At 61.5% G+C, this 23,334-nt stretch carries 26 protein-coding genes; 10 read left to right on the forward strand and 16 right to left on the reverse strand.

Annotation, left to right across the window (positions count from 1 at the left end):
• The first annotated feature begins 7 nt into the window (after positions 1-7).
• From iscA to LCH97_RS09510, 9 genes are all read left to right on the forward strand, one after another.
• Positions 8-331: an iron-sulfur cluster assembly protein IscA gene (iscA, locus tag LCH97_RS09470; RefSeq protein ID WP_017508212.1), complete on the forward strand. Its 324-nt coding sequence runs from the start codon at positions 8-10 to the stop codon at positions 329-331.
• Positions 332-419: 88 nt separating this feature from the next.
• Positions 420-953, forward strand: a complete 534-nt coding sequence (hscB, locus tag LCH97_RS09475; RefSeq protein ID WP_227301514.1) for a Fe-S protein assembly co-chaperone HscB — start codon at positions 420-422, stop codon at positions 951-953.
• Positions 954-1,003: 50 nt separating this feature from the next.
• Positions 1,004-2,863, forward strand: coding sequence for a Fe-S protein assembly chaperone HscA (gene hscA, locus LCH97_RS09480; protein ID WP_227301515.1), 1,860 nt, complete (start codon positions 1,004-1,006; stop codon positions 2,861-2,863).
• A gap of 53 nt (positions 2,864-2,916) precedes the next feature.
• The gene (gene fdx, locus LCH97_RS09485) at positions 2,917-3,258 is read left to right on the forward strand and encodes an ISC system 2Fe-2S type ferredoxin (protein WP_017508215.1); all 342 of its coding nucleotides are present in this window, start codon (positions 2,917-2,919) and stop codon (positions 3,256-3,258) included.
• An 11-nt stretch (positions 3,259-3,269) separates the two neighbouring features.
• Positions 3,270-3,464: a Fe-S cluster assembly protein IscX gene (gene iscX, locus LCH97_RS09490; RefSeq protein WP_017508216.1), complete on the forward strand. Its 195-nt coding sequence runs from the start codon at positions 3,270-3,272 to the stop codon at positions 3,462-3,464.
• Positions 3,465-3,668: 204 nt separating this feature from the next.
• Entirely contained in the window at positions 3,669-4,292 is a 624-nt protein-coding gene (udk, locus tag LCH97_RS09495; protein ID WP_017508217.1) for a uridine kinase, read from the forward strand.
• A gap of 54 nt (positions 4,293-4,346) precedes the next feature.
• On the forward strand, positions 4,347-4,622 hold the full coding sequence (locus tag LCH97_RS09500; RefSeq protein WP_227301516.1) for a hypothetical protein: 276 nt from the start codon (positions 4,347-4,349) through the stop codon (positions 4,620-4,622).
• A 50-nt stretch (positions 4,623-4,672) separates the two neighbouring features.
• Positions 4,673-4,894 carry a DUF2798 domain-containing protein gene (locus LCH97_RS09505; RefSeq protein ID WP_227301517.1) on the forward strand — a complete coding sequence of 74 codons (222 nt, stop codon included), beginning with the start codon at positions 4,673-4,675 and terminating at the stop codon, positions 4,892-4,894.
• Between the two features lie 301 nt (positions 4,895-5,195).
• Positions 5,196-6,620 carry a sodium:alanine symporter family protein gene (locus tag LCH97_RS09510; protein ID WP_227301518.1) on the forward strand — a complete coding sequence of 475 codons (1,425 nt, stop codon included), beginning with the start codon at positions 5,196-5,198 and terminating at the stop codon, positions 6,618-6,620.
• Between the two features lie 145 nt (positions 6,621-6,765).
• On the opposite strand, the gene glmM is transcribed toward LCH97_RS09510, so the two are convergent.
• From glmM to LCH97_RS09530, 4 genes are all read right to left on the reverse strand, one after another.
• The gene (gene glmM, locus LCH97_RS09515; protein ID WP_227301519.1) at positions 6,766-8,097 is read right to left on the reverse strand and encodes a phosphoglucosamine mutase; all 1,332 of its coding nucleotides are present in this window, start codon (positions 8,095-8,097) and stop codon (positions 6,766-6,768) included.
• Between the two features lie 75 nt (positions 8,098-8,172).
• Positions 8,173-9,012: a dihydropteroate synthase gene (gene folP / locus LCH97_RS09520; protein WP_227301520.1), complete on the reverse strand. Its 840-nt coding sequence runs from the start codon at positions 9,010-9,012 to the stop codon at positions 8,173-8,175.
• A 62-nt stretch (positions 9,013-9,074) separates the two neighbouring features.
• A complete protein-coding gene (gene ftsH, locus LCH97_RS09525; protein ID WP_017508223.1) occupies positions 9,075-10,979 on the reverse strand; it encodes an ATP-dependent zinc metalloprotease FtsH in 1,905 nt (634 codons plus the stop codon).
• 70 nt (positions 10,980-11,049) lie between these two features.
• On the reverse strand, positions 11,050-11,667 hold the full coding sequence (locus LCH97_RS09530) for an RlmE family RNA methyltransferase (RefSeq protein ID WP_147682586.1): 618 nt from the start codon (positions 11,665-11,667) through the stop codon (positions 11,050-11,052).
• 192 nt (positions 11,668-11,859) lie between these two features.
• Here LCH97_RS09530 and yhbY point away from each other — a divergent pair, with 192 nt between their 5' ends.
• Entirely contained in the window at positions 11,860-12,186 is a 327-nt protein-coding gene (yhbY, locus tag LCH97_RS09535; protein ID WP_017508225.1) for a ribosome assembly RNA-binding protein YhbY, read from the forward strand.
• A gap of 60 nt (positions 12,187-12,246) precedes the next feature.
• Here yhbY and LCH97_RS09540 read toward each other — a convergent pair whose 3' ends face one another.
• The 12 genes from LCH97_RS09540 to LCH97_RS09595 form a co-directional block, all read right to left on the reverse strand.
• Positions 12,247-12,678 carry a DUF4149 domain-containing protein gene (locus LCH97_RS09540; protein ID WP_017508226.1) on the reverse strand — a complete coding sequence of 144 codons (432 nt, stop codon included), beginning with the start codon at positions 12,676-12,678 and terminating at the stop codon, positions 12,247-12,249.
• Between the two features lie 62 nt (positions 12,679-12,740).
• Positions 12,741-13,217, reverse strand: a complete 477-nt coding sequence (gene greA, locus LCH97_RS09545) for a transcription elongation factor GreA (protein ID WP_227301521.1) — start codon at positions 13,215-13,217, stop codon at positions 12,741-12,743.
• A 147-nt stretch (positions 13,218-13,364) separates the two neighbouring features.
• Positions 13,365-16,574 (reverse strand): carbamoyl-phosphate synthase large subunit, encoded by a 3,210-nt coding sequence (gene carB, locus LCH97_RS09550; protein ID WP_227301522.1) that lies wholly within the window; start codon positions 16,572-16,574, stop codon positions 13,365-13,367.
• 32 nt (positions 16,575-16,606) lie between these two features.
• Positions 16,607-17,254 (reverse strand): leucine efflux protein LeuE, encoded by a 648-nt coding sequence (leuE, locus tag LCH97_RS09555; protein ID WP_227301523.1) that lies wholly within the window; start codon positions 17,252-17,254, stop codon positions 16,607-16,609.
• Between the two features lie 13 nt (positions 17,255-17,267).
• A complete protein-coding gene (carA, locus tag LCH97_RS09560) occupies positions 17,268-18,395 on the reverse strand; it encodes a glutamine-hydrolyzing carbamoyl-phosphate synthase small subunit (RefSeq protein WP_227301524.1) in 1,128 nt (375 codons plus the stop codon).
• Between the two features lie 199 nt (positions 18,396-18,594).
• Positions 18,595-19,326 carry a type II secretion system protein N gene (gene gspN / locus LCH97_RS09565; RefSeq protein WP_227301525.1) on the reverse strand — a complete coding sequence of 244 codons (732 nt, stop codon included), beginning with the start codon at positions 19,324-19,326 and terminating at the stop codon, positions 18,595-18,597.
• On the reverse strand, positions 19,323-19,820 hold the full coding sequence (gene gspM / locus LCH97_RS09570; RefSeq protein ID WP_227301526.1) for a type II secretion system protein GspM: 498 nt from the start codon (positions 19,818-19,820) through the stop codon (positions 19,323-19,325). Before gspM ends, gspN begins: the two co-directional genes overlap by 4 nt.
• The gene (gene gspL / locus LCH97_RS09575) at positions 19,817-20,974 is read right to left on the reverse strand and encodes a type II secretion system protein GspL (protein ID WP_227301527.1); all 1,158 of its coding nucleotides are present in this window, start codon (positions 20,972-20,974) and stop codon (positions 19,817-19,819) included. Before gspL ends, gspM begins: the two co-directional genes overlap by 4 nt.
• The gene (gene gspK / locus LCH97_RS09580; RefSeq protein ID WP_227301528.1) at positions 20,971-21,924 is read right to left on the reverse strand and encodes a type II secretion system minor pseudopilin GspK; all 954 of its coding nucleotides are present in this window, start codon (positions 21,922-21,924) and stop codon (positions 20,971-20,973) included. The genes gspL and gspK overlap by 4 nt, the downstream gene beginning before the upstream one ends.
• Complete coding sequence (locus tag LCH97_RS09585; RefSeq protein ID WP_227301529.1) at positions 21,921-22,475, reverse strand: prepilin-type N-terminal cleavage/methylation domain-containing protein; 555 nt, start codon at positions 22,473-22,475, stop codon at positions 21,921-21,923. Before LCH97_RS09585 ends, gspK begins: the two co-directional genes overlap by 4 nt.
• The gene (gene gspI, locus LCH97_RS09590) at positions 22,472-22,849 is read right to left on the reverse strand and encodes a type II secretion system minor pseudopilin GspI (protein WP_017508236.1); all 378 of its coding nucleotides are present in this window, start codon (positions 22,847-22,849) and stop codon (positions 22,472-22,474) included. The genes LCH97_RS09585 and gspI overlap by 4 nt, the downstream gene beginning before the upstream one ends.
• A complete protein-coding gene (locus tag LCH97_RS09595) occupies positions 22,846-23,331 on the reverse strand; it encodes a type II secretion system protein (RefSeq protein ID WP_227301530.1) in 486 nt (161 codons plus the stop codon). Before LCH97_RS09595 ends, gspI begins: the two co-directional genes overlap by 4 nt.
• Between the last annotated feature and the right edge of the window lie 3 nt (positions 23,332-23,334).

The raw sequence follows: 23,334 nt of genomic DNA on the forward strand, positions 1-23,334 counted from the left end.
CGCAATCATGGCAATCACGCTCTCCGAAAGCGCAGCAAAGCACGTCAGCAACTTCATCGCCAAACGCGGTAAAGGCCTGGGCATCCGCCTGGGGGTAAAAACCTCCGGCTGTTCCGGCATGGCCTACAAGCTGGAATTCGTCGATGTGGCTACCGATGACGACATCACCTTCCAGAGCCACGGCGTCACCGTATTTACCGACGCCAAGAGCCTGGCCTACCTGGAAGGCACCGAGCTGGACTACACCAAGGAAGGCTTGAACGAAGGCTTCAAGTTCAACAACCCGAACGTGAAGGATGAGTGCGGCTGCGGCGAAAGCTTCAACGTCTGAGCCCCTGCTACCACCGGCCCTGCCTGCGCAAGCGCGGGCTGGCCGGTGTTGTTGTTTCATCCTTACCCGGTTTTTGCAGAAAGCGCTCATGAGCACCGACTTCACGCAGGATCACTTTGCGCTGTTCAACCTGCCGCGCCGTTTTGCCATCGACACGGCACTGCTGGACAGCGCCTGGCGCACCGCCGCCGCCGAGGTGCACCCGGACCGCTTTGTTACCGCGCAAGACGCCGAAAAGCGCGTGGCACTGATGCGTGCCACCCGCGTGAACGAGGCCTACCAGACGCTGAAGTCGCCCGTGGCCCGTGCCCGCTACCTGCTACAGCTGGCCGGCGTCGATACCGCCGAAGAAACCAATACCAGCATGCCGGCAGCTTTTCTGATGGCGCAAATGGAATGGCGCGAAGCCATTGCCGATGCCCGCGCTGCGGCCAACGTTGACCAGCTCGAATCGCTGTCGCGCCAGCTGCGCGCCGACGTAAAAGGCCTGGAAGCCGAGCTGGGCAGCGCGCTGGACGAGCAGGCAGACCACACAGCTGCCGCACTGGCAGTACGCAAGCTGCGCTTTCTGGAAAAACTGGATCAGGAAATCGGCGACGCCATCGAAGCGTTGCTGTACTAAACATACCGCGCCAGCCCACGCTGGCCACTGCATAGAGTAAGCAAGCAGCCATGGCCCTATTGCAAATTGCCGAACCCGGCCTATCCGCCGCCCCGCACCAACACCGCCTGGCGGTAGGCATCGACCTGGGTACCACCAACTCGCTGGTCGCCACCGTGAAAAGCGGCTCGGCCGCGGTACTGCCCGACGAGCACGGCCGTAGCCTGCTGCCATCGGTAGTACGCTACACCGAGCAAGGCGAGGTCGTTGTCGGCTACGCCGCGCAAGCCGAGCAAAGCCGCGACCCGAACAACACCATCGTATCGGTAAAACGCTTCATGGGCCGTGGCCTGGCCGATATCCAAGACGTTGGCCGCAGCCCTTACCGTTTTGTGGACGCCCCCGGCATGGTGCAGCTGCTGACCCGTGCCGGTGCCAAGAGCCCTGTAGAAGTTTCCGCCGACATCCTGCGCACGCTGCGCAGCCGCGCCGAAGACAGCCTGGGTGGCGAGCTGGTGGGTGCGGTGATTACCGTGCCCGCCTACTTTGACGACGCCCAGCGCCAAGCCACCAAAGACGCCGCTCGCCTGGCCGGCCTGAACGTGCTGCGCTTGCTGAACGAGCCCACCGCCGCTGCCATCGCCTACGGCCTCGATAACGGCGCCGAAGGTACTTACGTGGTGTACGACCTGGGCGGCGGCACTTTCGACGTATCGGTACTGGCGCTGAGCCGCGGCGTGTTCGAGGTACTGTCCACCAGCGGCGATTCGTCGCTGGGTGGTGACGACTTCGACCACCGCATCTATTGCTGGATTCTGGAGCAAGCCGACCTGCACGGGCTGAACGCGCACGACACCCGCCTGCTGCTGACACGCGCACGCGAAGCCAAGGAAGCGCTGACCGAGCACGCCGATACCCGCATCACCGCCCTGCTGTCCGACGGCCTGACTGTGGACCTGCTGCTGACCCAGGCCATCTTCCACGACATCAGCAAAACGCTGATCGACAAGACCCTGCTGCCGGTACGCAAGGCACTGCGCGACGCCAAGATCGGCGCCGAAGACGTGAAAGGCGTAGTGATGGTAGGTGGTGCCACCCGCATGCCGCACATACAAAAAGCCGTGGGCCAGTACTTTGGCCAAACCCCGCTGACCAACCTGGACCCGGATAAAGTGGTAGCGCTGGGCGCTGCCATCCAGGCCAATGTGCTGGCCGGCAACAAGGGCGAGGACGAATGGCTGCTGCTGGACGTGATTCCGCTGTCGCTGGGCATCGAAACCATGGGCGGCCTGACCGAAAAAATCATCCCGCGTAACAGCACCATTCCGGTAGCGCGCGCGCAAGAGTTCACCACCTTCAAAGATGGCCAGACCGCCATGTCAGTGCACATCCTGCAAGGCGAGCGCGAGCTGGTGAGCGACTGCCGCAGCCTGGCCAAGTTTGTGCTGCGTGGCATTCCGCCGATGGTGGCCGGTGCTGCCCGCATCCGCGTCACCTACCAGGTGGACGCAGACGGCCTGCTGTCGGTGACCGCGCGCGAGCAGACCTCGGGCGTGGAAGCCAGCATCGAGGTAAAGCCTAGCTACGGCCTGTCCGACGACGAAATCAGCCGCATGCTGACCGACTCGCTCGCGCATGTGCAGGACGATATCGCTGCCCGCAAGCTGCGCGAAGCCATCGTGGATGCCGAAGGCCTGATCGCCGCCACTGCTGCCGCCCTGGCTGCCGATGGCGACCTGTTATCGGCCGACGAGCGCACCCAGCTGGATGACGCCATCGCCGGCCTGCACAGCGCCATCGCCACGCAAACCACGCGCGAGGTTAACGCCGCTACGCAGCGCCTGAGCCAAGCTACCGAAGAATTCGCCGCCCGCCGTATGGACCGCAACATCCAGCAAGCCCTGAAGGGCAAGCACATCGGCAACCTGTAAACTCGCTGCGGCCAAGGTGCCGTAGCGACAGCAAAAACCTAAAGGAATACATCATGCCGCGTATCATCGTGCTGCCTCACGCCGACCTGTGCCCCGATGGCGCCGTTATCGACGACGTTGCCACCGGCACCACCGTCTGCGATGCCCTGCTGGCGAGCGATATCGAAATCGAACACGCCTGCGAAATGTCCTGCGCCTGCACCACCTGTCACATCGTGGTGCGCGAAGGCTTCAACTCGCTGCCACCGTCCGACGAGCTGGAAGACGACATGCTGGACAAGGCCTGGGGGCTGGAGGCGCAATCCCGCCTGTCTTGCCAGGCTATCGTGACCGATGAAGACCTGGTGGTAGAGATCCCGCGTTACACCATCAACCACGCCCGCGAGCACCACTAAGGAGCCTGGCCATGAAATGGACCGACATCAACCAGATTGCCATCGAACTGTACGATAGCCAGCCGGATACCGACCCGAAAACCGTGCGCTTCACCGACCTGCACAACTGGGTAGTGAACCTGCCAGGTTTTGACGACGACCACAGCCGCGGTGGCGAAAAAGTGCTGGAAGCCATCCAGCAAGCCTGGATAGACGAGGCCGAATAAACCCCGCCTACGCCCTGCCTTGCGCAGGGCGTTTTGCTATTCTGGCCGGGAAAATCCGTGCGCAGGCGCTATAAACAGCTCAGGCAGATCGGCACTGCAGCGCTTGCCTTTGGCATGTTGTGCCAATACTGAGAAAAGTAGTGGTGGCCTGCACGCTAACTCATTAGAATGGCGCGTTTTTTTTCACATTCAGGCAAGGTTATTATGTCGACACCGTTCATTATCGGCGTCGCTGGCGGCAGCGGCAGCGGCAAAACCACGGTGACCCGCAAGGTGCTGGAAACCATCGGCACCGAGATGGCCGCGGTAATCGTGCAGGACTACTACTACCGCGATCAAAGCCACCTCACGTTTGAACAACGCCTGAGCACCAACTACGACCACCCGCACGCTTTCGACTGGCCACTGCTGATCGAACACATCGACGACCTGCGCAATGGCCGCGCCATCGAGATGCCGGTATACGATTTTTCCAATCACACCCGCGCCGAAGAAACGGTCACCCTGCAGCCGGCACCGGTGATCGTGATCGAGGGCCTGTTCCCGCTGTACGACGCCGCCCTGCGCGAGATGATGTCGCTGAAGATCTTTGTGGATACCGACCCGGACGTACGCTTTATCCGCCGCCTGAAGCGCGATATCGCCGAGCGCGGCCGCACCACCGACAACGTGATCGAGCAGTATCTGGGCACGGTGCGCCCGATGCACAACCAGTTCATCGAGCCTACCAAACGTTTTGCCGACGTGATCCTGCCGCATGGCGCCAACGACCCGGCAGTGGATATCATCACCACCAAGGTGGCCAGCCTGATTCACCAGGCCGGCTAACACCCGCCAGGTTGGCCGCATGCGGCCAACCTGGCCTAACCCGCAGGAGTAAACATGAACACCCTGAAACCGCGCAACCCGTTTGCGCACAGCCCTTTGCTGAAAAAGGGCGGCGCGCACCAGCGCAGCCAGAGCAGCGCGCGCTTTGCCGGCAAGCAACATCTGCTGGCCGAGCTGGACGACTGGTACGATAGCCAGCAAGACGACTCTATGGATGCACAGTGCCACGACACACAGAAAGGCACTGCCGGCAAACCGGGCTGCGGCCCGGTTTTTTTGCGCCTGCCGTTTGGCCAGCACCGCGCAATAACCCTGTGTCTGCAAGGGTAGCCAGCCTGCGTGCTGCGCTTTACCATGCATGCTTTTGCACAAAACCTGCCATGCCTACCCGTAAACACACCCTGCTGTTCGCCCTGTTGATGTCTGGTTATATGGCCTTTTTCATGTCCGGCATTCTTACTGCGATCAATACCGGCCTGGATGCTGACTTTGTCAGCCGCTGGCTGCACGCTTGGCTGCTGGCGTGGTGCTGCGCCTTCCCCTTGGTGCTGATTGGTGCCCCGCGCGTGCGCACCTTGGTCAGCCGCCTGCTCGATAAATAAGCCCGCCCACCTGCGGCTTGCAGTTCACCCACACGCAGCGATCAGTCGCCCCCAAGCACGAGCCTGGTGCGATAGCCTGCGTGCGAACAACCACCCGCATTCACTGTTGAATATTTAGTTTCACAAACAATAGCAATACGCCATAAATCATTGCTTTTGCTGTCATTTTTTTCACTTTCGAGCGCATACAATCTACAAGTGCGCTATGATGGCGCCCCCGGAAAGGGGAAAGTTCCTTACCGAATAAGACAAAGACCGGTAAACCGGCATTTAACAACACCTTCATTCTTGAGGAGTCCACATGGAAGCTCTGCACAGCCTGATCAACGCAGGCAATGACCTGGTTTGGGGTCAGCTACTTATCTATATCTTGATTGGCGTCGGCCTGTTCTTTACCGTGCGCATGGGTTTCATGCAGCTACGCCTGCTGCCGCGCGGCTGGCAGGAAATGCTGGGTGGCCGCGGCCACAATAGCGAAGGCAGTGATATTTCTTCCTTCCAGGCTTTTGCGACCGGTCTGGCTAGCCGTGTAGGTACCGGTAACGTAGCCGGTGTAGCCACCGCCATCGCCCTGGGCGGCCCGGGTGCCGTGTTCTGGATGTGGATTACCGCCCTGCTGGGTATGGCCAGTGCTTTTGCCGAATCCACGCTGGCACAGCTGTTCAAGGTCAACCACCACGACGGTACTTTCCGTGGCGGCCCGGCTTACTACATCCAGAAGGGCCTGGGCCAGCGCTGGCTGGGCATTGCCTTCTCCATCTCGCTGATCATCGCTTTCGGCCTGGTGTTCAACGCAGTACAAGCCAACTCCATCGTCGCTGCCACTGAGGGCGCGTGGGGCTGGGACAAAAACCTGGTCGCTATCGGTCTTGTCCTGATGACGGCACCCATCATTTTTGGTGGTATCCGCAAGGTAGCGCAGGTTGCCGAGTGGATGGTGCCGGTTATGGCGGTGATCTATCTGGGCATGACGCTGTTCGTGATCTTCACTAACTTGTCCGCCGTACCGGGCATCTTCATGCTGATCGTGAAGAGCGCATTCGGTCTGGAACAAGCCGCTGGCGGCTTTGCCGGCTACGCTGTAAGCCAGGCCATGATGATGGGCATCAAGCGCGGCCTGTTCTCCAACGAAGCAGGTATGGGTTCCGCCCCTAACGCTGCCGCTGCGGCCACCACCAGCCACCCGGCTAGCCAGGGCATCATCCAGATGTTCGGCGTATTCATCGACACCATCATCGTGTGCTCTTGCACTGCCTTTATCGTGCTGCTGTCGGGTGCATATGTACCAGGCGCCGAACTGAAAGGCGTACAACTGACCCAAGCCGCACTGAGCGCGACATTGGGCAGCTGGGGTGGCCACTTCCTGGCCGTTGCGCTGTTCCTGTTCTGCTTCAGCTCCATCATTGGTAACTATGCGTACGCCGAAGGCAACGTGGAGTTCATCAAGAACAACAAGGGCGTGATGCTGGCCTTCCGTCTGCTGGTACTGTTCATGGTGGGCTTTGGTGCCATTGGCAGCTCGCCGCTGGTATGGGACATGGCCGACCTGGCCATGGGCGTGATGGCACTGATCAACCTGTTTGCCATCGTGATGCTGTCCAAGTACGTGTTCGTGCTGCTGAAGGACTACCAGCAGCAGCTGAAAGCGGGCAAGGACAAGCCGGTATTCGACGTGAAGCAGTACCCGGAAATCCAGGCCAAGATCCACAAAGACGTATGGAAGTAACCATCGCTTAGGCCACACCGCGAAGCCCTGCCCGCACACGCCGGCAGGGCTTTTTGCTTTCTTGCGCGCCAATCAGGGTGCCAAGGTTGGCCGCAGGCGCAAAAAAACCGGCCTTGGCCGGTTTTCATCTTGCGTGCCACCACTGCTACGCGGCTTCGATCACCGCAGCAATCCGGCTGGCCCAGTCGGTAGCCAGCGCCAGATCGTCGGCCTCGACCATCACACGTACTACCGGCTCGGTACCGGATGGGCGCAATACCACGCGGCCATGGCCTGCCAGTGCCTGCTCGGCTTCTTGCAACAGCGCTGCGCTGGCGGTTTTCCAGTCCTGTCCGTGCAGACGCACATTGATCATTTTCTGCGGGAACGGTGTCCAGTCGGCACAAATATCTGCCAAGCCGGCTTTCAGCTCGTACAATGCGGCCAACACCTGCAAGGCAGAAATGATGCCGTCGCCGGTGGAGTGCTTGTCCAGGCACAGCACGTGGCCCGAGGCTTCACCACCGACCTGCCAGCCGTGCTGGCCCAGCATTTCCAGTACGTAGCGGTCGCCCACCTTGGCGCGGCCAAAGGGCACCCCCTGGCGCTGCAGTGCCAGCTCCATGGCCATATTGGTCATCACCGTGCCCACCACGCCACCGCCTAGCTGGCCTCGGGCAGCACGCGCCTTGGCGATCACATAAATCAACTGGTCGCCGTCGTACACATTGCCGTGGCGGTCGGCCATCATCAGGCGGTCACCATCGCCATCCAGCGAGATGCCGTAGTCGGCACCGTGTGCCTGCACAGCCTGGGCAACCGCCTCTGCGTGGGTCGCACCGACACCATCGTTAATGTTGTAGCCACTTGGTTTGTCGCCAATAGCGATCACCTCGGCCCCCAACTCGTGGAAGACCTTGGGCGCGATATGGTAAGTAGCACCGTGCGCGCAATCCACCACCAGCTTCAGACCTTTGAGGTCCAGCTCGTTGGGGAAAGTGCTCTTGCAAAATTCGATGTAACGCAGGTCGGCGCCTTCGATGCGCTTGGCACGGCCCAGCTCGCGCGAAGGGCTGGTTTCCATAGGGGAATCCAGCATGGCTTCGATTTGCAATTCCAGCGCGTCGTCCAGCTTTTTGCCGCCCTTGGCAAAGAACTTGATACCGTTATCCTGATAGGGGTTGTGCGAAGCAGAAATCATCACACCGGCAGACAGGCGCAGCGCACGGGTCAGGTAAGCAATGCCCGGCGTAGGCAGCGGGCCAGTTAGCAATACATTTACCCCGGCGGCAGTAAAACCGGCTTGCAGGGCAGCTTCCAGCATATAGCCGGAAATCCGCGTGTCTTTACCGATGATGACCGTGGGGTGCTCCTCATTCTCGTGGTCTACCAGCACCTTGCCGGCGGCGTAGCCCAGACGCAACACGAAATCGGGGGTAATCGGGGCCTTGCCTACCTCACCACGCACACCATCGGTACCAAAATACTTGCGGCCCATCTGCATTCCTTCACATGACATTTTTATAATATTTTACCCGCACCGAAGCAGGCATAACATGCATCCAGCGCAATATTAGCGCACTTCTTGCACAGCACGGAGTACCTGCAGCGCCTGTACGGTCTCTTTCACGTCGTGTACGCGTATTACCCTGGCACCTTGCTGCGCGCTGAGCAAGGCTGCGGCAATGCTGGCACCCAGGCGCTGGTCTGCCTGGCTTTCGCCGGTAATGGCGCCCAGCATGCTCTTGCGCGACAAACCTACCAGCAAAGGAACGCCGGCCTGCTGTTCCAGCTGCGGCAAAGCGCGTAGCAGAGCCAGATTGTGCTCCAGCGTTTTGCCAAAGCCAAAGCCGGGGTCTGCCAACAAGCGAGCCTGGTCGATACCGGCATCCAGACACAGCTGCACGCGGCGCGCCAGGTAGCCGCCTACCTCGTCGACCACACTGTGGTAGCTGGGTTGCTGCTGCATAGTGTCCGGGTTGCCTTGCTTGTGCATCAGGCAGATACCAACGTTGGCCGCAGCCAGCAGGGGCAGTGCGCCGTCGTCTTCCAGCGCAGACACATCGTTGATCAGGTCGACCAGACCTTCGGCCAGAGCCGCCTGCATCACGCTGGTACGGCGCGTATCCAGTGATAGCGGTACGTGCAGGTGAACAAGCTCGCGCAGCACCGGCAGGACACGCCGCAGCTCTTCTTCCGGGCTGACAAAAGGCGCTCCCGGGCGAGTAGACTCGCCACCGATATCCAGAATGTCCGCACCTTCCGCCAGTAAAACCCGAGCGTGTGCCACTGCCAGCGCTACCGTATCGTGGCGGCCACCATCCGAGAATGAGTCCGGCGTGACGTTCAGGATCCCCATGACCAGGGGACGGGACTGGTCCAGCGTGTAACGGCCACAGATAAAGCGGGACATGATGCGATCCAGAAACAAAAGAGCCGCAGCTTAAGCTGCGGCTCGGGCAATTGACAAGAGGCTTACAGCTCTTGCGCCGGGGTGGCGCTGGCCTCTGGTGCCGGTGGTGCCGGCGGCTTGTTTTCAGGCTTGGCAAAACCGCCACCAGGCTTGGGTGCGCGCGGAGGCTTGCCGTCCATGATGTCGTTGATCTGCTCGGCATCGATGGTTTCCCACTCCAGCAGGGCGGCAGTCATGGCTTCTACCTTGTCGCGGTTTTCGTCCAGCAGGCGGCGCGCCAGCGCGTACTGCTCGTCGATGATACGGCGGATTTCCTGGTCCACCTGCATCATGGTGGCTTCGGACAGGTTCTTGTGCGTGGTTACCGAGCGGCCCAGGAACACTTCGCCTTCGTTCTCGCCGTATACCATCGGGCCCAGCTTGTCGGACATACCGTAGCGGGTCACCATGTCACGCGCCATTTGTGTCGCACGCTCGAAATCGTTGCTGGCACCGGTGGTCATCTGGTTCATGAACAGCTCTTCGGCTATACGGCCGCCGAACAGGATGGCCAGACGATCCAGCAGATAGCCACGGTCGTAAGCAAAGCGGTCTTGCTCTGGCAGCTGCATGGTCACGCCCAAGGCACGGCCACGCGGGATGATGGTGACCTTGTGTACCGGGTCGGACTTGGGCAACAGCTTGGCCACCACGGCGTGGCCAGACTCGTGGTAAGCGGTGTTACGCTTCTCTTCCTCGGACATCACCATGCTGCGGCGCTCGGCGCCCATCATGATCTTGTCTTTGGCGGATTCGAAATCCAGCATGTCTACCAGGCGTTTGCTGCGACGTGCGGCAAACAGCGCGGCCTCGTTGACCAGGTTGGCCAAGTCAGCACCCGAGAAACCAGGCGTACCACGGGCGATAACCGGCGCATCCACGTCAGCAGCAATCGGCACCTTGCGCATGTGCACGTTCAGGATCTGCTCACGGCCACGGATATCCGGCAGCGGCACCACGACCTGACGGTCGAAACGGCCCGGGCGTTGCAGCGCCGGGTCCAGCACGTCAGGACGGTTAGTGGCCGCGATCACGATCACGGTCTGGTTGGTTTCAAAGCCATCCATCTCCACCAGCAGCTGGTTCAGCGTCTGTTCGCGCTCGTCGTTACCACCACCCAGACCGGCGCCACGCTGGCGGCCAACTGCGTCGATTTCGTCGATAAAAATAATGCACGGGGCATTTTTCTTGGCTTGTTCGAACATGTCGCGCACGCGCGAGGCGCCCACGCCGACAAACATTTCCACAAAGTCGGAACCGGAAATACTGAAGAACGGTACCTTGGCTTCGCCGGCAATGGCCTTGGCCAGCAAGGTTTTACCGGTACCCGGGCTACCAGCCAGCAGGATGCCGCGCGGGATACGACCACCCAGGCTCTGGTATTTGGTCGGGTCACGCAGGTAATCCACGATCTCCTTCACTTCTTCCTTCGCTTCGTCGCAGCCTGCTACGTCGGCAAACGTCACCGTGTTGGTGTCCTGGTCCAGCATGCGTGCCTTGCTCTTGCCGAACGAGAACGCACCGCCTTTGCCACCACCCTGCATCTGGCGCATGAAGAAGAACCACACACCGATCAGCAGCAGCATTGGGAACCAGCTGATGAAGATGTTCATCAGCATGGACGGCTCTTCTTCCGGCTTGGCAGAGAAGCGCACGTTGTTCTGGATCAGCACGTCTACCAGCTTGGTATCCAGCGGCGCAAACGAGCTGAACGAGGAACCGTCGGTACGCTTGCCGCGTATCCACTGGCCGCGCAGCGGGTTACCTTCGATGGTCAGGGACTGCACCTTGCCGGTTTCAACGTCGCTGATGAATTGCGAGTATTCAAGCTGGTTTTGCGTTTCCCGGGGTTGAAACTGTTTGAATACCGTCATCAGGACAAGCCCGATGATGACCCAGATAGCGATGTTTTTGCCGATATTGTTCACAAGAGCGTGCTCCTATGTGCCCTGACTTGGAGAATGGTTTATTTGATTGTAACCCCCGCGTGGCAGGCTGTCAGCGACGGCCCTTGCCAAGCAGGTAAATTTCACTGGAGCGATCACGGGAGGCCTTGGGTTTGCGCGTTACCACTTCGGTAAACAGCTCGCGCATGGACTGCAGGTAAGCCTGGAACTCGCTGCCCTGAAATACCTTGACCAGGAAATGGCCACCGGGTTTCAGGTGATCACGGGCAAATTCCAGCGCCAGCTCGGTCAGGTGAAAGCTGCGAGCCTGATCGATGGCGCTCATGCCGGAGATATTGGGGGCCATGTCGGAAATTACAAGGTCCAGCTGACGCCCGCCCAGCAATGCGACAAACTCGTCCAGCACTTCCTGCTCGCGAAAGTCACCCTGGATGAAAGACACATCGGCAATCGCGTCCATGGGCAGGATATCCATGGCAAACACCTTGCCCTTGTCACCCACAATACGCGCTGCCACCTGTGACCAGCTACCCGGGGCAGACCCCAGATCGGCCAGCACGGTTCCCGGCACGATCAATTTATCTTTCTCGTTGATCTCCAGCAGTTTGTAGGCAGCGCGGGCACGGTAGCCATCCTTTTGCGCCATATGCACATAGTGGTCGTTGACGTGCTCTTTTAACCAGGCGTTACTTGTCCTGCTGCGTGCCATGCTTCTTTCCTGATGAATTTGGGTTAGGTTCTACTGGGAACTATAAATACAATTGGTGTACATGCCAGTATGGCTTGCAGATAGTGCACTCCACGCGGCTGCGGCCATTGATGGCGGGCACTGACGAAACTACTGTGAACAGCGCCTGAATTTTAGTAAAATCTTTTTTTAATCTGAAACTTGAAGCAACACATGAAAATCGAACTGACAGCCGTCGAGCGTACTTACCTGAAGGGCCTGGCCCATTCACTGAACCCGGTAGTAATGATCGGCAACAACGGCCTGACCGAATCCGTGGTACGTGAAATCGCCATCAGCCTGGACGCTCACGAACTGATCAAGGTTCGCGTTCTGGGCGATGACCGCAGCGCGCGTGTCGCCATGTACGACCAGATTTGTGATGAACTGGGCGCCGCCCAGGTGCAACACATCGGCAAACTGCTGGTACTGTACCGCCCGTCCGACAAAGCACTGATCGACCTGCCAAAAAGCAAAAAGGCACTGAAAGCCCGCCCGTAAGCACGGCAGCTGGCAATACATGATAAAAGCGGTGGCTTGCCACCGCTTTTTGCTTGCCTGTCAGTTATCGCTGCGCAGCAGGTAGGCCAGGCCCATCAGGCTCTGCACCAGGTAGATCAGGCTGGAAATGGCGTGCCAGGTGGCGAAACCGCCGCCAAACAGCCCTTCTGCCGCGTGGTTCATCTGCATTTTCAGTGCGGCAATAATGGGGGTCACGGCAAAGTGGTTGATCACGATGCAGGCCAGCATGCCCAGCAGCAGCCAGAACGGCGCCTGCTTCAGGCCGCGTGCACCCTGGCGCATCACGTAATCTGCCATCAGGAATACACTGCACACCAGACCGACCCAGGCGATAGAGGCAAACAGCCTGCCTGCCACCATGCCTGCCGTCACGTTATCCAGTGCCGAAAACAGCACCGGCGTCACAATAATGCCGATAACCCACAAGCCGCCAATCCAGAAAGTACGGGCGATGGCGCGTAAACCGTTCATGCTTCCCCCTGATCATTGCTGCTCAAGGTTGGCCGCAGCCCATGCCGCGGCCTGCCTCAGGCTCAGATATACAGTACGTCCAGGATTTCGTATTCGCGAATGCCGCTTGGTGCCACCACCTCGGCCACATCGCCGGCTTCCTTGCCGATCATGGCACGGGCGATAGGCGAGTTGATCGACACTTTGCCTTCCTTGATGTCGGCTTCGTCGTCACCCACGATCTGGTAGGTTACTTCGTCATCGCTCTCCATATCCAGCAGCTTGACGGTGGCAGCAAACACCACACGACCATCCGCGTTCAGCTCGATAGGGTCGATAACCTGAGCATTGGAAATCTTGGCTTCCAGCTCGGCAATGCGGCCTTCCACGAAAGCCTGACGCTCTTTGGCAGCTTCGTACTCGGCGTTTTCCGACAGGTCACCCTGGGCGCGAGCCTCGGCAATGGCCTCGATCACCGACGGACGCTCCACACTCTTGAGGCGCTGCAGTTCGGCCTTGAGCATTTCCGCTCCACGTACGGTCAACGGGACTTTGATCATGTGTCTATTCTCCGGGGGCCTCTGGCGGCCCCATGATAAAAGCGCAAGCCGCCGTACGAGACGGCGGCTTTGCGGGACGATTGTGTCAGACGGGATTGTAACGGGATTTCACGTGCGGTTCAAAGGTTGGCCGCACGTGATGCCGTATCAGCCCTTCAGATCGGCGTGCAGCTGCTGCACGCTGTACACGTCAAAAGCATCCACATGCGACAGGCCGGCACACACCGCCTTGGCACCAGCCAGGGTGGTGTATTGTGGTACACGCATCTGCAGCGCGCTGCGGCGGATGGTGTGGCTGTCCTGGATCGCCTGGCGCTTTTCGTCCACGGTGTTGATCACCACGTCAATTTCGCCGTTCTTGATCAGATCCACGATGTGCGGGCGGCCTTCGTTCACCTTGTGCACGATCTGCACGATGATGCCGGCTGCCGCCAGCGCTTTAGCCGTGCCACGGGTGGCGCATACGCCAAAGCCCAGTTGCTGCAGCTCGCGGGCCACTTCCACGCCACCTTCCTTGTCGCCTTCACGCAAGGACATGAACACCTTGCCGGTGCGCGGCAACTTGTCGCCGGCTGCCAGCTGGGCTTTCACGTAAGCTTCGGCAAAGGTGCGGCCAACGCCCATTACTTCGCCGGTGGACTTCATCTCCGGCCCCAGGATGGTATCCACGCCTGGGAACTTGATGAACGGGAACACGGCTTCTTTCACGGCGTAGTACGGTGGCACCACTTCGCTGGTAAAGCCCTGCTCTTTCAGGCTGATGCCGGCCATGGCACGCGCGGCGATCATCGCCAGCGAGGCACCGCTTACCTTGGACACAAACGGCACGGTACGCGAGGCACGCGGGTTCACTTCCAGAACAAAGATGGTGCTGCCCTGGATGGCAAACTGCACGTTCATCAGGCCCACCACGTTCAGCGCACGCGCCATGGCGATGGTCTGGCGGCGGATCTCGTCCTGCAGCTCGGCCGACAGGCTGTAAGGTGGCAGCGAGCAGGCGGAGTCACCGGAGTGCACACCGGCTTGCTCGATGTGCTGCATGATGCCGCCGATTACCACGTCGGTACCGTCGGAGATGCAGTCCACGTCCACTTCGATGGCGTCGTTCAGGAAGCGGTCCAGCAGCACCGGGCTGTCGTTGGACACCTTCACGGCTTCGCGCATATAGCGTTCCAGGTCGGCAGGCTCGTGCACGATTTCCATCGCGCGGCCACCCAGTACGTAGGACGGGCGCACCACCAGCGGGTAGCCGATTTCTTCGGCCAGACGCATGGCGTCCACCGGGTTACGCGCAGTGCGGTTAGGCGGCTGTTTCAGGCCCAGGTCTTGCAGCAGGTGCTGGAAGCGCTCGCGGTCTTCGGCAGCGTCGATCATGTCCGGGCTGGTGCCGATGATAGGCACGCCGTTGGCTTCCAGCGCGCGCGCCAGTTTCAGCGGAGTCTGGCCGCCGTACTGCACGATCACGCCGAACGGTTTTTCGATACGGCAGATTTCCAGCACGTCTTCCAGCGTCAGCGGCTCGAAGTACAGGCGGTCGGAGGTGTCGTAATCGGTGGACACGGTTTCCGGGTTGCAGTTGACCATGATGGTCTCGAAACCGGACTCGCGCAGGCTCAGCGCGGCGTGTACGCAGCAGTAGTCAAACTCGATACCCTGGCCGATACGGTTCGGGCCGCCACCCAGCACCATCACCTTCTTGCGGTCGGTAGGCTGGGATTCGCACTCTTCCTCGTAGGTGGAGTACATGTAGGCGGTGTTGGTGGCAAACTCGGCAGCGCAGGTATCCACACGCTTGTACACCGGGTGCAGCTTCAGCGCCCAGCGGTGTGCACGTACGGCAGCCTGGTCGGTGCCCAGCAGCTCGCCCAGACGGCGGTCGGAGAAGCCTTTGCGCTTCAGGCGACGCAGCTCGTCGTAGCTCAGGCTGTCTACCTTGCGGCCGGCCAGCGCTTTTTCCTCACCCATCAGGTCTTCGATTTGCGCCAGGAACCACGGGTCGATCTTGCTGATGGCAAAGATTTCGTCGCGGCTCAGGCCGATGCGGAAGGCATCGGCTACCGACAGGATGCGATCCGGGCCAGGGGAGCCCAGCTCGTGGCGGATGGCCGCTTCGTCGGTGGTACGCGGGTCGAAGCCGGACAGGCCGGTTTCCAGGCCGCGCAGGGCTTTCTGCATGGACTCCTGCAGCGTGCGGCCCATGGCCATCACTTCGCCTACCGACTTCATCTGGGTGGTCAGACGGTCGTCAGCCTGCGGGAATTTCTCGAAGGCGAAACGCGGGATCTTGGTCACCACGTAATCGATGGACGGTTCGAACGAAGCCGGGGTCGCGCCGCCGGTGATGTCGTTCTTCAGTTCGTCCAGGGTAAAGCCCACAGCCAGCTTGGCAGCGATCTTGGCAATCGGGAAGCCGGTGGCTTTGGATGCCAGCGCAGACGAACGCGACACGCGCGGGTTCATCTCGATCACGATCATGTCGCCGGTGTCCGGGTTCACGGCAAACTGCACGTTGGAACCGCCGGTATCCACACCGATTTCACGCAGTACCGCCAGGCTGGCGTTACGCATGATCTGGTATTCCTTGTCGGTCAGCGTTTGTGCTGGCGCCACGGTGATGGAGTCACCGGTGTGCACGCCCATCGGGTCGAAGTTTTCGATGGAGCAGATGATGATGCAGTTGTCGTTGCGGTCACGCACCACTTCCATCTCGTACTCTTTCCAGCCCAGCACCGACTGCTCGATCAGCAGTTCGTGGGTTGGCGAGGCTTCGAAACCGCGTTCGCAGATGGCCAGGAATTCTTCCTTGTTGTACGCGATACCACCGCCGGAGCCGCCCATGGTGAAGGACGGGCGGATCAGTGTGGGGAAGCCCACCTTGGCCTGGGCTTCCAGCGACTCTTCCATGGTGTGGCACACGAAAGACAGCGGGCAGGACAGGCCGATCTTGGCCATGGCTTCCTTGAAACGGCCACGGTCTTCTGCTTTGTCGATGGCGTCTTCGGTGGCACCGATCAGCTCGACTTTGTATTTTTCCAGCACGCCGTTACGCGCCAGGTCCAGCGCACAGTTCAGCGCGGTCTGGCCGCCCATGGTCGGCAGGATGGCGTCCGGGCGTTCTTTATCGATGATCTTTTCGACCACTTGCCAGGTAATCGGCTCGATATAGGTTACGTCGGCCATGTCCGGGTCGGTCATGATGGTGGCCGGGTTGGAGTTCACCAGAATGACTTTGTAACCTTCTTCACGCAGCGCCTTGCACGCCTGGGCGCCGGAGTAGTCAAACTCGCAGGCCTGGCCGATGACAATCGGGCCAGCGCCAATGATGAGAATGCTCTTGATATCAGTACGTTTAGGCATCGTTATCGCTCAATTCAATTCAATTATTCAATTCACAGACTGGCTGCGGCCAACTTGGCACCAAAACCGATGAACATCGCGCCTACCGAGCCACCCATGGCTGCCGACAAGCGGCGGCGGCGGCGGAAGGCGGCGGCCAGGTGGTTGCCCGCCAGAATCACAATCGTCAGGTACAGCAGGCTGAAGCACTGCACGATGGCCCCCAGCACGGCAAACGTCAGCGCCGGGTAGGCGTAAGCCGGGTCGACAAACTGCACGAAGAACGATACGAAAAACAGAATCGCCTTCGGGTTCATCAGGCTGATCAGCATGGCCTTGCGAAAAGGGTTGGCCGCATCCACTGGCTGCGCCGCCGCCGCGGCCTGCGGCAGCCTGGCACGACGCCAGCCCTGCCAGGCACCTTTCAGCATGTTCAGCCCTATCCAGGCCAGGTAGCCGCCACCCAGGTACTTCACGATGGCAAACAGCGCCGGGTTGGTCTGCAGCAGGCCGGCAGCACCGGTCGCCGCCAGCGTCATCAGGATCAGGTCGCCGGTAAACACGCCACCGGCACCGGCAAAACCGGCCCGCACGCCGCGCTGGGCAGCCACGGACAAGACGTACATCGAATTGGGGCCCGGCAGCAAAATGATGAAAATGGTGCCGAGGATGTAAGTCGTGAGGTCGGTTATGCCTAGCATGCTGTGCTCCTGATCAGGCGCGTTCGGCCATAGCCGCAATAAAGCGGTCAAACAGATAGGCTACGTCTTCCGGGCCCGGGCTCGCTTCAGGGTGGCCCTGGAAGGAGAACGCCGGGCGGTCGGTCAGCGCGATGCCTTGTACGGTGTGGTCAAACAGCGAGCGATGGGTCACGCGCACGTTGGCCGGCAGGCTGGACTCGTCCACCTGGAAACCGTGGTTCTGGCTGGTAATCATCACGCGGCCGCTGTCCAGGTCTTGCACCGGGTGGTTGGCACCGTGGTGGCCAAACTTCATCTTGGACGTTTTGGCACCGGTGGCCAGGCCCAGCAGTTGGTGGCCCAGGCAAATACCGAATACCGGCAGCTTGGTGTCCAGAATCTCGCGGATGGCAGTAATGGCGTAGTCGCATGGCTCCGGGTCGCCCGGGCCGTTGGACAGGAACACGCCGTGCGGATTCAGCGCCAGCACGTCCTTGGCCGGGGTTTGTGCCGGTACCACGGTCAGCTTGCAGCCGCGCTCGGCCAGCATGCGCAGGATGTTGTGCTTCACGCCGAAATCGTAGGCCACCACGTGGTACGGGGTATCGGTCTGCTCGGTATAGCCTTGGCCCAGGCGCCATTCGCGCACGTTCCACTGGTAGGCTTCCTTGCTGCTCACCACCTTGGCCAGATCCTGGCCAGCCATGCTGCCAAAACCGCGTGCCAGCTCAACGGCGCGGGCTTCGTCGATGTCGCCGGCCATGATGCAGCCTGCCTGCGCACCTTTTTCGCGCAGGATACGGGTGAGCTTGCGGGTGTCGATGTCGGCAATGGCGACAACGTTGTTCTTCACCAGATAATCGGACAGCGAGTCTTCCGCACGGAAGTTGCTGTGCAACAGCGGCAGATCACGAATGATCAGGCCGGATGCAAAAACGGCGCCGGACTCGGTGTCTTCCGAGTTGGCGCCGACGTTTCCAATATGGGGATAGGTCAGAGTGACGATTTGCCGGGTATACGATGGATCGGTAAGGATCTCCTGATAACCGGTCATGGCGGTATTGAATACCACCTCTCCTACGGTGTGGCCGCTGGCTCCGATGGCTACGCCTTTGAAAAGCGTGCCGTCAGCCAAGGCTAGAATCGCGGGTACGGTTGTCACTGGCTGGCTCCTGAAATAATGGTTTTTTGAATCACTTATATAACAAACGGGACACCACGCCGCAGCGCTTGTCCCGTTCGGTTAAACTTTTCGATTATAACGCGATTTCGCATTTTTTCAATGGCAAAACGGGCACTTTTTTTCAATTATCAATAAAAACAAATACTTGAACAAGCACAAGCCAGGCTTGACGCTAACGTCAATTCAGCTGCCACGTAACGCTATTCGCCCCGCTGGGCTTGCCTAGCATCAATAAAACAGGCTTCAACGCTTCGTATTGCGCTGCTTCGCTACTGGCACTGCCGGCAAACTGCAAGCCGCTGGCGTCATAACGCCCCTGCCCCTGGATTTGCAGCGGCCCCTGCACCGTACGCATGGCCAGCTGTACCTGCTCGCCCTGGCCCTGCACATCCAGCGCATAGCTGCCAAACGGCTGGATGCGCGATAGCGGCGAGCTCGCCGCCACCCACGCCAGCACCGCCTGCCCTTCCACGCGGCCCTGCTGTAGCAGCCAGTGCCCTACGTTTAACTGTAGCTGGCCACCCAGCCGCGCGCTCTGCCATTTCGGCGAGAAACCGGTCAGCGCCGCCACCGGCAGCTGCAGCTGTACGTTGTCCAGCTGCGCGCTGCGCGCAGTCAGCTGCAGGCTACCAGCCTGGCCATCGGCATCGATCTGCCACTGCAGCGCCAGGCTACGCAGCGCAGCAGGCTGCCAGCGCCAGGCCAGCGTACTCATGGGCAAGACCTCGCCCTGCTGGCCGGCGTACATCAGTTGCCCGCCACCCTGCCACAGCGTGCCCTTAGCCGCAGCCAGGCGCCAGCGCCCGTCCGTTGCTGCGGCCAACCTGCCGTCCAGCAAGCTGGCAGGCAGATGCGCCACGGCAGACAGCAAGCCCACGATTACCAGCCCTAGCCACCCTGCCCGCTTCATGCCTCACCCCCGGCGTGTACCAGTACCGCGTCCAGCTTCACGCGGCCCGCAGTGGTAGCGTCCGCCTGCAGACGCAGCACGCGCACTTGCTGGCCAGCCAGCTGACCACTGGCACGTACCCAGTCGTCAAATACCACCTCGCCCTGCACCCGCACGCCAAACTCGCCCTCAGGCTGCAGTTGCAAACCTGCCAGCCCGGCCTCGCGCAGCATCGGCGCCAGCATGGTTTGCAGCTCGGCAGCCGGCAACGGGGGCACCTCGGCCTGTGGTTTCAGGCCTTTCGCCTCGCTGGCGAGCGTGGCCACCAGCCTGGCCTCGGCGCGCAAACTGGCCACGCTTGCGGCTAGCCGAGCAGATTGCTGATGCGCCGGCACCCATAACGCCAGGTAGAACACGGCCCCGCCCAGCACCACCGCCATCAAGGCCAGCAGACGCTGCTCGCGTGCCGATAGCTGCTGCCAGCGCTGCTGCGCCTGCTGTTTCAGCTGATTCATAGCGGCTCCCTTGTCAGTACCCATTCACGCTGCCCCTGTTCATTCTGGCTGGCCGTCAGCAGCCACTGCCGTGCGGCCAACTGTGCCTGCCAGCCTTTGGCCTGCTCGGCGCTGAGCGAGGGGGCCTGGAATGCCAGACGGCCGCTGTCGTAGCGCAGCGATACCAGCTTGAGCTCGCCCCGGTTGATCTGTGCCAGCTGGGCCATGGCTTCTACCATATCGTCGCGCGCGGGCAGGCCACGGCTCAGGCGCAAGCGGTCTACCGCCCGCAACATGGGCAAGGCACTGCTGCCGGCCACAGCTTGCGGCGCCCACGGCTGCACTTGCTGGCGAATCTGCTGCTGCAGGTCTTTTTTCTGCCAGGCGTACCAACCCCATTGCCCGCAGGCCAGCAGGGTTTGTGCCAGCACCACGGCAGCCACAATCACACCGGCGCGCTTGAGCGAGGGGGCAAACGCACGCCACTGGCGGTCTGCCGCCAGCTCGCCCTGGGCAAAATTCGGCCCGCTGCTGCGGCCGTGCTGCCATTGCCAGGCATCGCCCTGCTGTAGCGGCCAGGAGGCTGGCAAGCCCTGCGGCAGCTCGCCCAACACCAGCAGCCCGGCTGGCGGTGGCGCTGCGGCCAACCTGGGCAGCAAAAGTGCGGCGCTGGCAGCAGGCAGAAAACTTGCGGCATCCACCCCCGTGCGTAGCAACCAGCCCTGCGGCTGGGCGGACAGTACCCATTGCCCTGCCGCAGGCTGGGGTAGCAGGGCTTCTTCCGCCACGATACGGTCGGCCAGCCGTCCCAGCTGGCGCAGCATGGCCACGGCACGGCGCACCGGCGCTGCTTCGCACACCGCCACACTGCGGCGGCCGTCGGCCAGCTTGCCCCCCACCGCGTACAGGTTGGCCGCAGGGTCGTTTGCCAGCTGCTCTTCCAGCGCATAGCCGATCACTGCCGGCTTCAGCTCGCGCCCGGTAGGCAGCGCCACCGCAGTAAACAGGGTAGTGCCGGCGGGCAACACCAGCTCCAGCTGGTCGGCACGCGGCCAGGCGGCGGGGCTACCATCGCCCTCATCCAGGCACTGCCCCTGGCTACCCAGCAGCGCCCACGGCAGGCCAGGCTCGCTATCTGGCCAGCCTGGCCGCAGATACAGTCTCAATACACTCATGATTCCCCGTTGGTGGCCGCCGCTACCGGCACCACTCCTTCTTCTCGCCACAGCACTTTGCTGGCTTGTTCGTTGCGCAACAGTAAAGCGTCTACCCGCAGCATGCTGCGCGGGTGGCGTATTTCACTTTGCAGCAGAAAATAGTCGCTGCGCACACCGTACTCCACCGCCAGCGGCACCAGGTTACCGGTGAGGCGCAAGCCGAAGTCGGCCTTGTCCTTGAAATACGTGGTACTACGCTGGTTGATCAATGCCTGCGCCTGGCCACGCCCCAGGCCGGGCACCAGCGCCATCATCAAGGGCAGGCTGATGGTGTTCACATTCAAGGCGCTACGCTGCGGCAGCAGCGCCAGATGCGGGGCCAGCCTGGCCAGCACCTGGCTGTTATAACCCTTTACCCAGCGCAGCTGCGCCAGCTTTTGCACGCGGTTAGCCGGCGGCATGGCGTAAGGCGGCTGCTGCGCTGCGTACCAAGCCGACTCGGCACCTTGCGGGCGCTGCTCATCGTCGGCGTCCAGCCAGTCCAGCAGGGTATCGGCCAAGACAGCCGGTAGCTGCAGCTGAGCCAGCAGGCGGCGATAAAGCTGCACCTGCACCGCGTCTTCCTTGCCGTCCGGCAGCAGCAGGTTGTGCACATTAAAGCGCCCCTGCGCATCGGAAAGCTGGCCGCTAATGCGGGTCTGCTCGGCCTCGGTTTGCGGCAAGGGCTGCGCCCATAGCTCGCCAAGGTGGTCTACCGCGCCGCTACTGCGGGCATCAAATGCCAGAATGTCACCCGCCCAGCCCACCCCGGCGTCGGCAATCAGCCGGATATCGGCACGGGCACGGTCGTTATCTGCCTGGCGCCACCACAGGCTTTGCTGCCACAGCACGGTAGCCGCCGCGGTAGCGGCCAGCGCCACAATCAGCAGCGCCATGATGATGGCCATGCCTTGCTGTTGCCGCTTCATGGCAGCACCCATACGCGGCTGATGGTTTCATCACCAGGCAATACCACGCGCATTTCCAGCGCACGCAGCTGCGGCGAGCCGGCCGCCGCCGTGGGCCACTGCGCGTACCACTGGCCATTGGCGGCCAACACGCGCCATTGCACACGGTAGTCGCTGCCCAGCAAGGGTAAGGCCTCGCCGTCCGGCGCGCTGCCGGCCGGGCCTGCCAGCCAGCCCAGGCCGCCAGCGGCGCGGTATTGCACCTGCTCTTGCCCGTCCGGATAGCGGGACGACTCCAGCCGCAGCTGCAACCACTGGCCCTGCCCCGCCGGCTGCAGCTGCAAGGCGGGCTGTTGCTGCTCGGTGGGGGCTTGCCGCGGCAGGCGCTGCAGGTCGGCCTCTACCCGGCGCAGCACCCGCGCCAGCTGTACCCAGCGTTCACCGGTTTGCATGATGTGCTCGCGCGCGTTCAGCAAGTTGCCAAATGCGCGGTAGCCCATCACGGTAAGAATGGACAGCAGGCTCATGGCAACCAGGATTTCTATCAGCGTCATGCCGTGCTGGCGCTTCATGGCTGCACCTCGGGGCTGCGCACAAAGCCGGTGATCTCGGCCAGCACATAGCGCTGGCTGCCAGGCTGTAATACGCGCAGGATTACCTTGCGGAAGTTGCCATTGGGCGTTTCGCTAACCTCGCGCTCCCAACGCAGGCGGCGGCCATCGCTTTGCATTTCACCTTCTTGCAGGCCAGGGCCTGGCCACTCGCGCCGCGCCTGCATCAGGGCCAGCTGGTTTTGCGCCTCCCAAGTGGCGATCATGCGCTGCTTCATCTGTTCGCTATTGTCGGCAGCCACCCCGCTGGCACGCAGCAAGGCCGCCAGCGCCACCGCCATGATGGCCAGCGCCACCAGCACCTCGAACAGGGTAAAACCACCCTGCCGCTTCACGGCGCCACCTCCACGGTTACGGTGCCTACCGGCGACAGCGTGATGCTGCGCGCGCCGCTGTCACCACGCAGCGTCAGTGCCAGCGCGGGTGGGCGGCCATCCTGCCATAGCCGCACCGGGCCGCTGGCCGGGCGGCCGTCTTGCAGCAGGCCATCACCGCGCAAACCTTCCGGCAGCGGGTGATCGGCAAAAAACGCATCGGCGCTGGGCTGCCAGCCGCCCTGGCTATCGGCCACGCGCCAGCGGGCGCCGCCTGCCTGCCAGTCCAGCGCCAGCGCCTCGCCCATTTCGGCGGCGTCCACGGCTTGTTCCAGCACCCGCGCCAGGCGGTAGCTTTCGTCCTCCAGCTGGCGATGCGTATCGGGCCGCAGGCTGAAGCTGATGGTAGTGGCCATCACGCCAATGATGAGCAGCACCACCATCACTTCGATCAGCGTAAAGCCGCCTTGCGGCCAACGTTGGCCGCAGCCTGCGCGCCTCATGCC

Origin of the sequence: Vogesella sp. XCS3 (assembly GCF_020616155.1) — a bacterium.
Classification (GTDB): domain Bacteria; phylum Pseudomonadota; class Gammaproteobacteria; order Burkholderiales; family Chromobacteriaceae; genus Vogesella.

Bases quoted from the DNA above. Each gene is read 5' to 3' on its own strand.
- iscA (WP_017508212.1), top strand. From the start codon at position 8: ATGGCAATCACGCTCTCCGAAAGCGCAGCAAAGCACGTCAGCAACTTC.
- hscB (WP_227301514.1), top strand. From the start codon at position 420: ATGAGCACCGACTTCACGCAGGATCACTTTGCGCTGTTCAACCTGCCG.
- hscA (WP_227301515.1), top strand. From the start codon at position 1,004: ATGGCCCTATTGCAAATTGCCGAACCCGGCCTATCCGCCGCCCCGCAC.
- fdx (WP_017508215.1), top strand. From the start codon at position 2,917: ATGCCGCGTATCATCGTGCTGCCTCACGCCGACCTGTGCCCCGATGGC.
- iscX (WP_017508216.1), top strand. From the start codon at position 3,270: ATGAAATGGACCGACATCAACCAGATTGCCATCGAACTGTACGATAGC.
- udk (WP_017508217.1), top strand. From the start codon at position 3,669: ATGTCGACACCGTTCATTATCGGCGTCGCTGGCGGCAGCGGCAGCGGC.
- LCH97_RS09500 (WP_227301516.1), top strand. From the start codon at position 4,347: ATGAACACCCTGAAACCGCGCAACCCGTTTGCGCACAGCCCTTTGCTG.
- LCH97_RS09505 (WP_227301517.1), top strand. From the start codon at position 4,673: ATGCCTACCCGTAAACACACCCTGCTGTTCGCCCTGTTGATGTCTGGT.
- LCH97_RS09510 (WP_227301518.1), top strand. From the start codon at position 5,196: ATGGAAGCTCTGCACAGCCTGATCAACGCAGGCAATGACCTGGTTTGG.
- glmM (WP_227301519.1), bottom strand. From the start codon at position 8,097: ATGGGCCGCAAGTATTTTGGTACCGATGGTGTGCGTGGTGAGGTAGGC.
- folP (WP_227301520.1), bottom strand. From the start codon at position 9,012: ATGTCCCGCTTTATCTGTGGCCGTTACACGCTGGACCAGTCCCGTCCC.
- LCH97_RS09530 (WP_147682586.1), bottom strand. From the start codon at position 11,667: ATGGCACGCAGCAGGACAAGTAACGCCTGGTTAAAAGAGCACGTCAAC.
- yhbY (WP_017508225.1), top strand. From the start codon at position 11,860: ATGAAAATCGAACTGACAGCCGTCGAGCGTACTTACCTGAAGGGCCTG.
- LCH97_RS09540 (WP_017508226.1), bottom strand. From the start codon at position 12,678: ATGAACGGTTTACGCGCCATCGCCCGTACTTTCTGGATTGGCGGCTTG.
- greA (WP_227301521.1), bottom strand. From the start codon at position 13,217: ATGATCAAAGTCCCGTTGACCGTACGTGGAGCGGAAATGCTCAAGGCC.
- carB (WP_227301522.1), bottom strand. From the start codon at position 16,574: ATGCCTAAACGTACTGATATCAAGAGCATTCTCATCATTGGCGCTGGC.
- leuE (WP_227301523.1), bottom strand. From the start codon at position 17,254: ATGCTAGGCATAACCGACCTCACGACTTACATCCTCGGCACCATTTTC.
- gspN (WP_227301525.1), bottom strand. From the start codon at position 19,326: ATGAAGCGGGCAGGGTGGCTAGGGCTGGTAATCGTGGGCTTGCTGTCT.
- gspM (WP_227301526.1), bottom strand. From the start codon at position 19,820: ATGAATCAGCTGAAACAGCAGGCGCAGCAGCGCTGGCAGCAGCTATCG.
- gspL (WP_227301527.1), bottom strand. From the start codon at position 20,974: ATGAGTGTATTGAGACTGTATCTGCGGCCAGGCTGGCCAGATAGCGAG.
- gspK (WP_227301528.1), bottom strand. From the start codon at position 21,924: ATGAAGCGGCAACAGCAAGGCATGGCCATCATCATGGCGCTGCTGATT.
- LCH97_RS09585 (WP_227301529.1), bottom strand. From the start codon at position 22,475: ATGAAGCGCCAGCACGGCATGACGCTGATAGAAATCCTGGTTGCCATG.
- LCH97_RS09595 (WP_227301530.1), bottom strand. From the start codon at position 23,331: ATGAGGCGCGCAGGCTGCGGCCAACGTTGGCCGCAAGGCGGCTTTACG.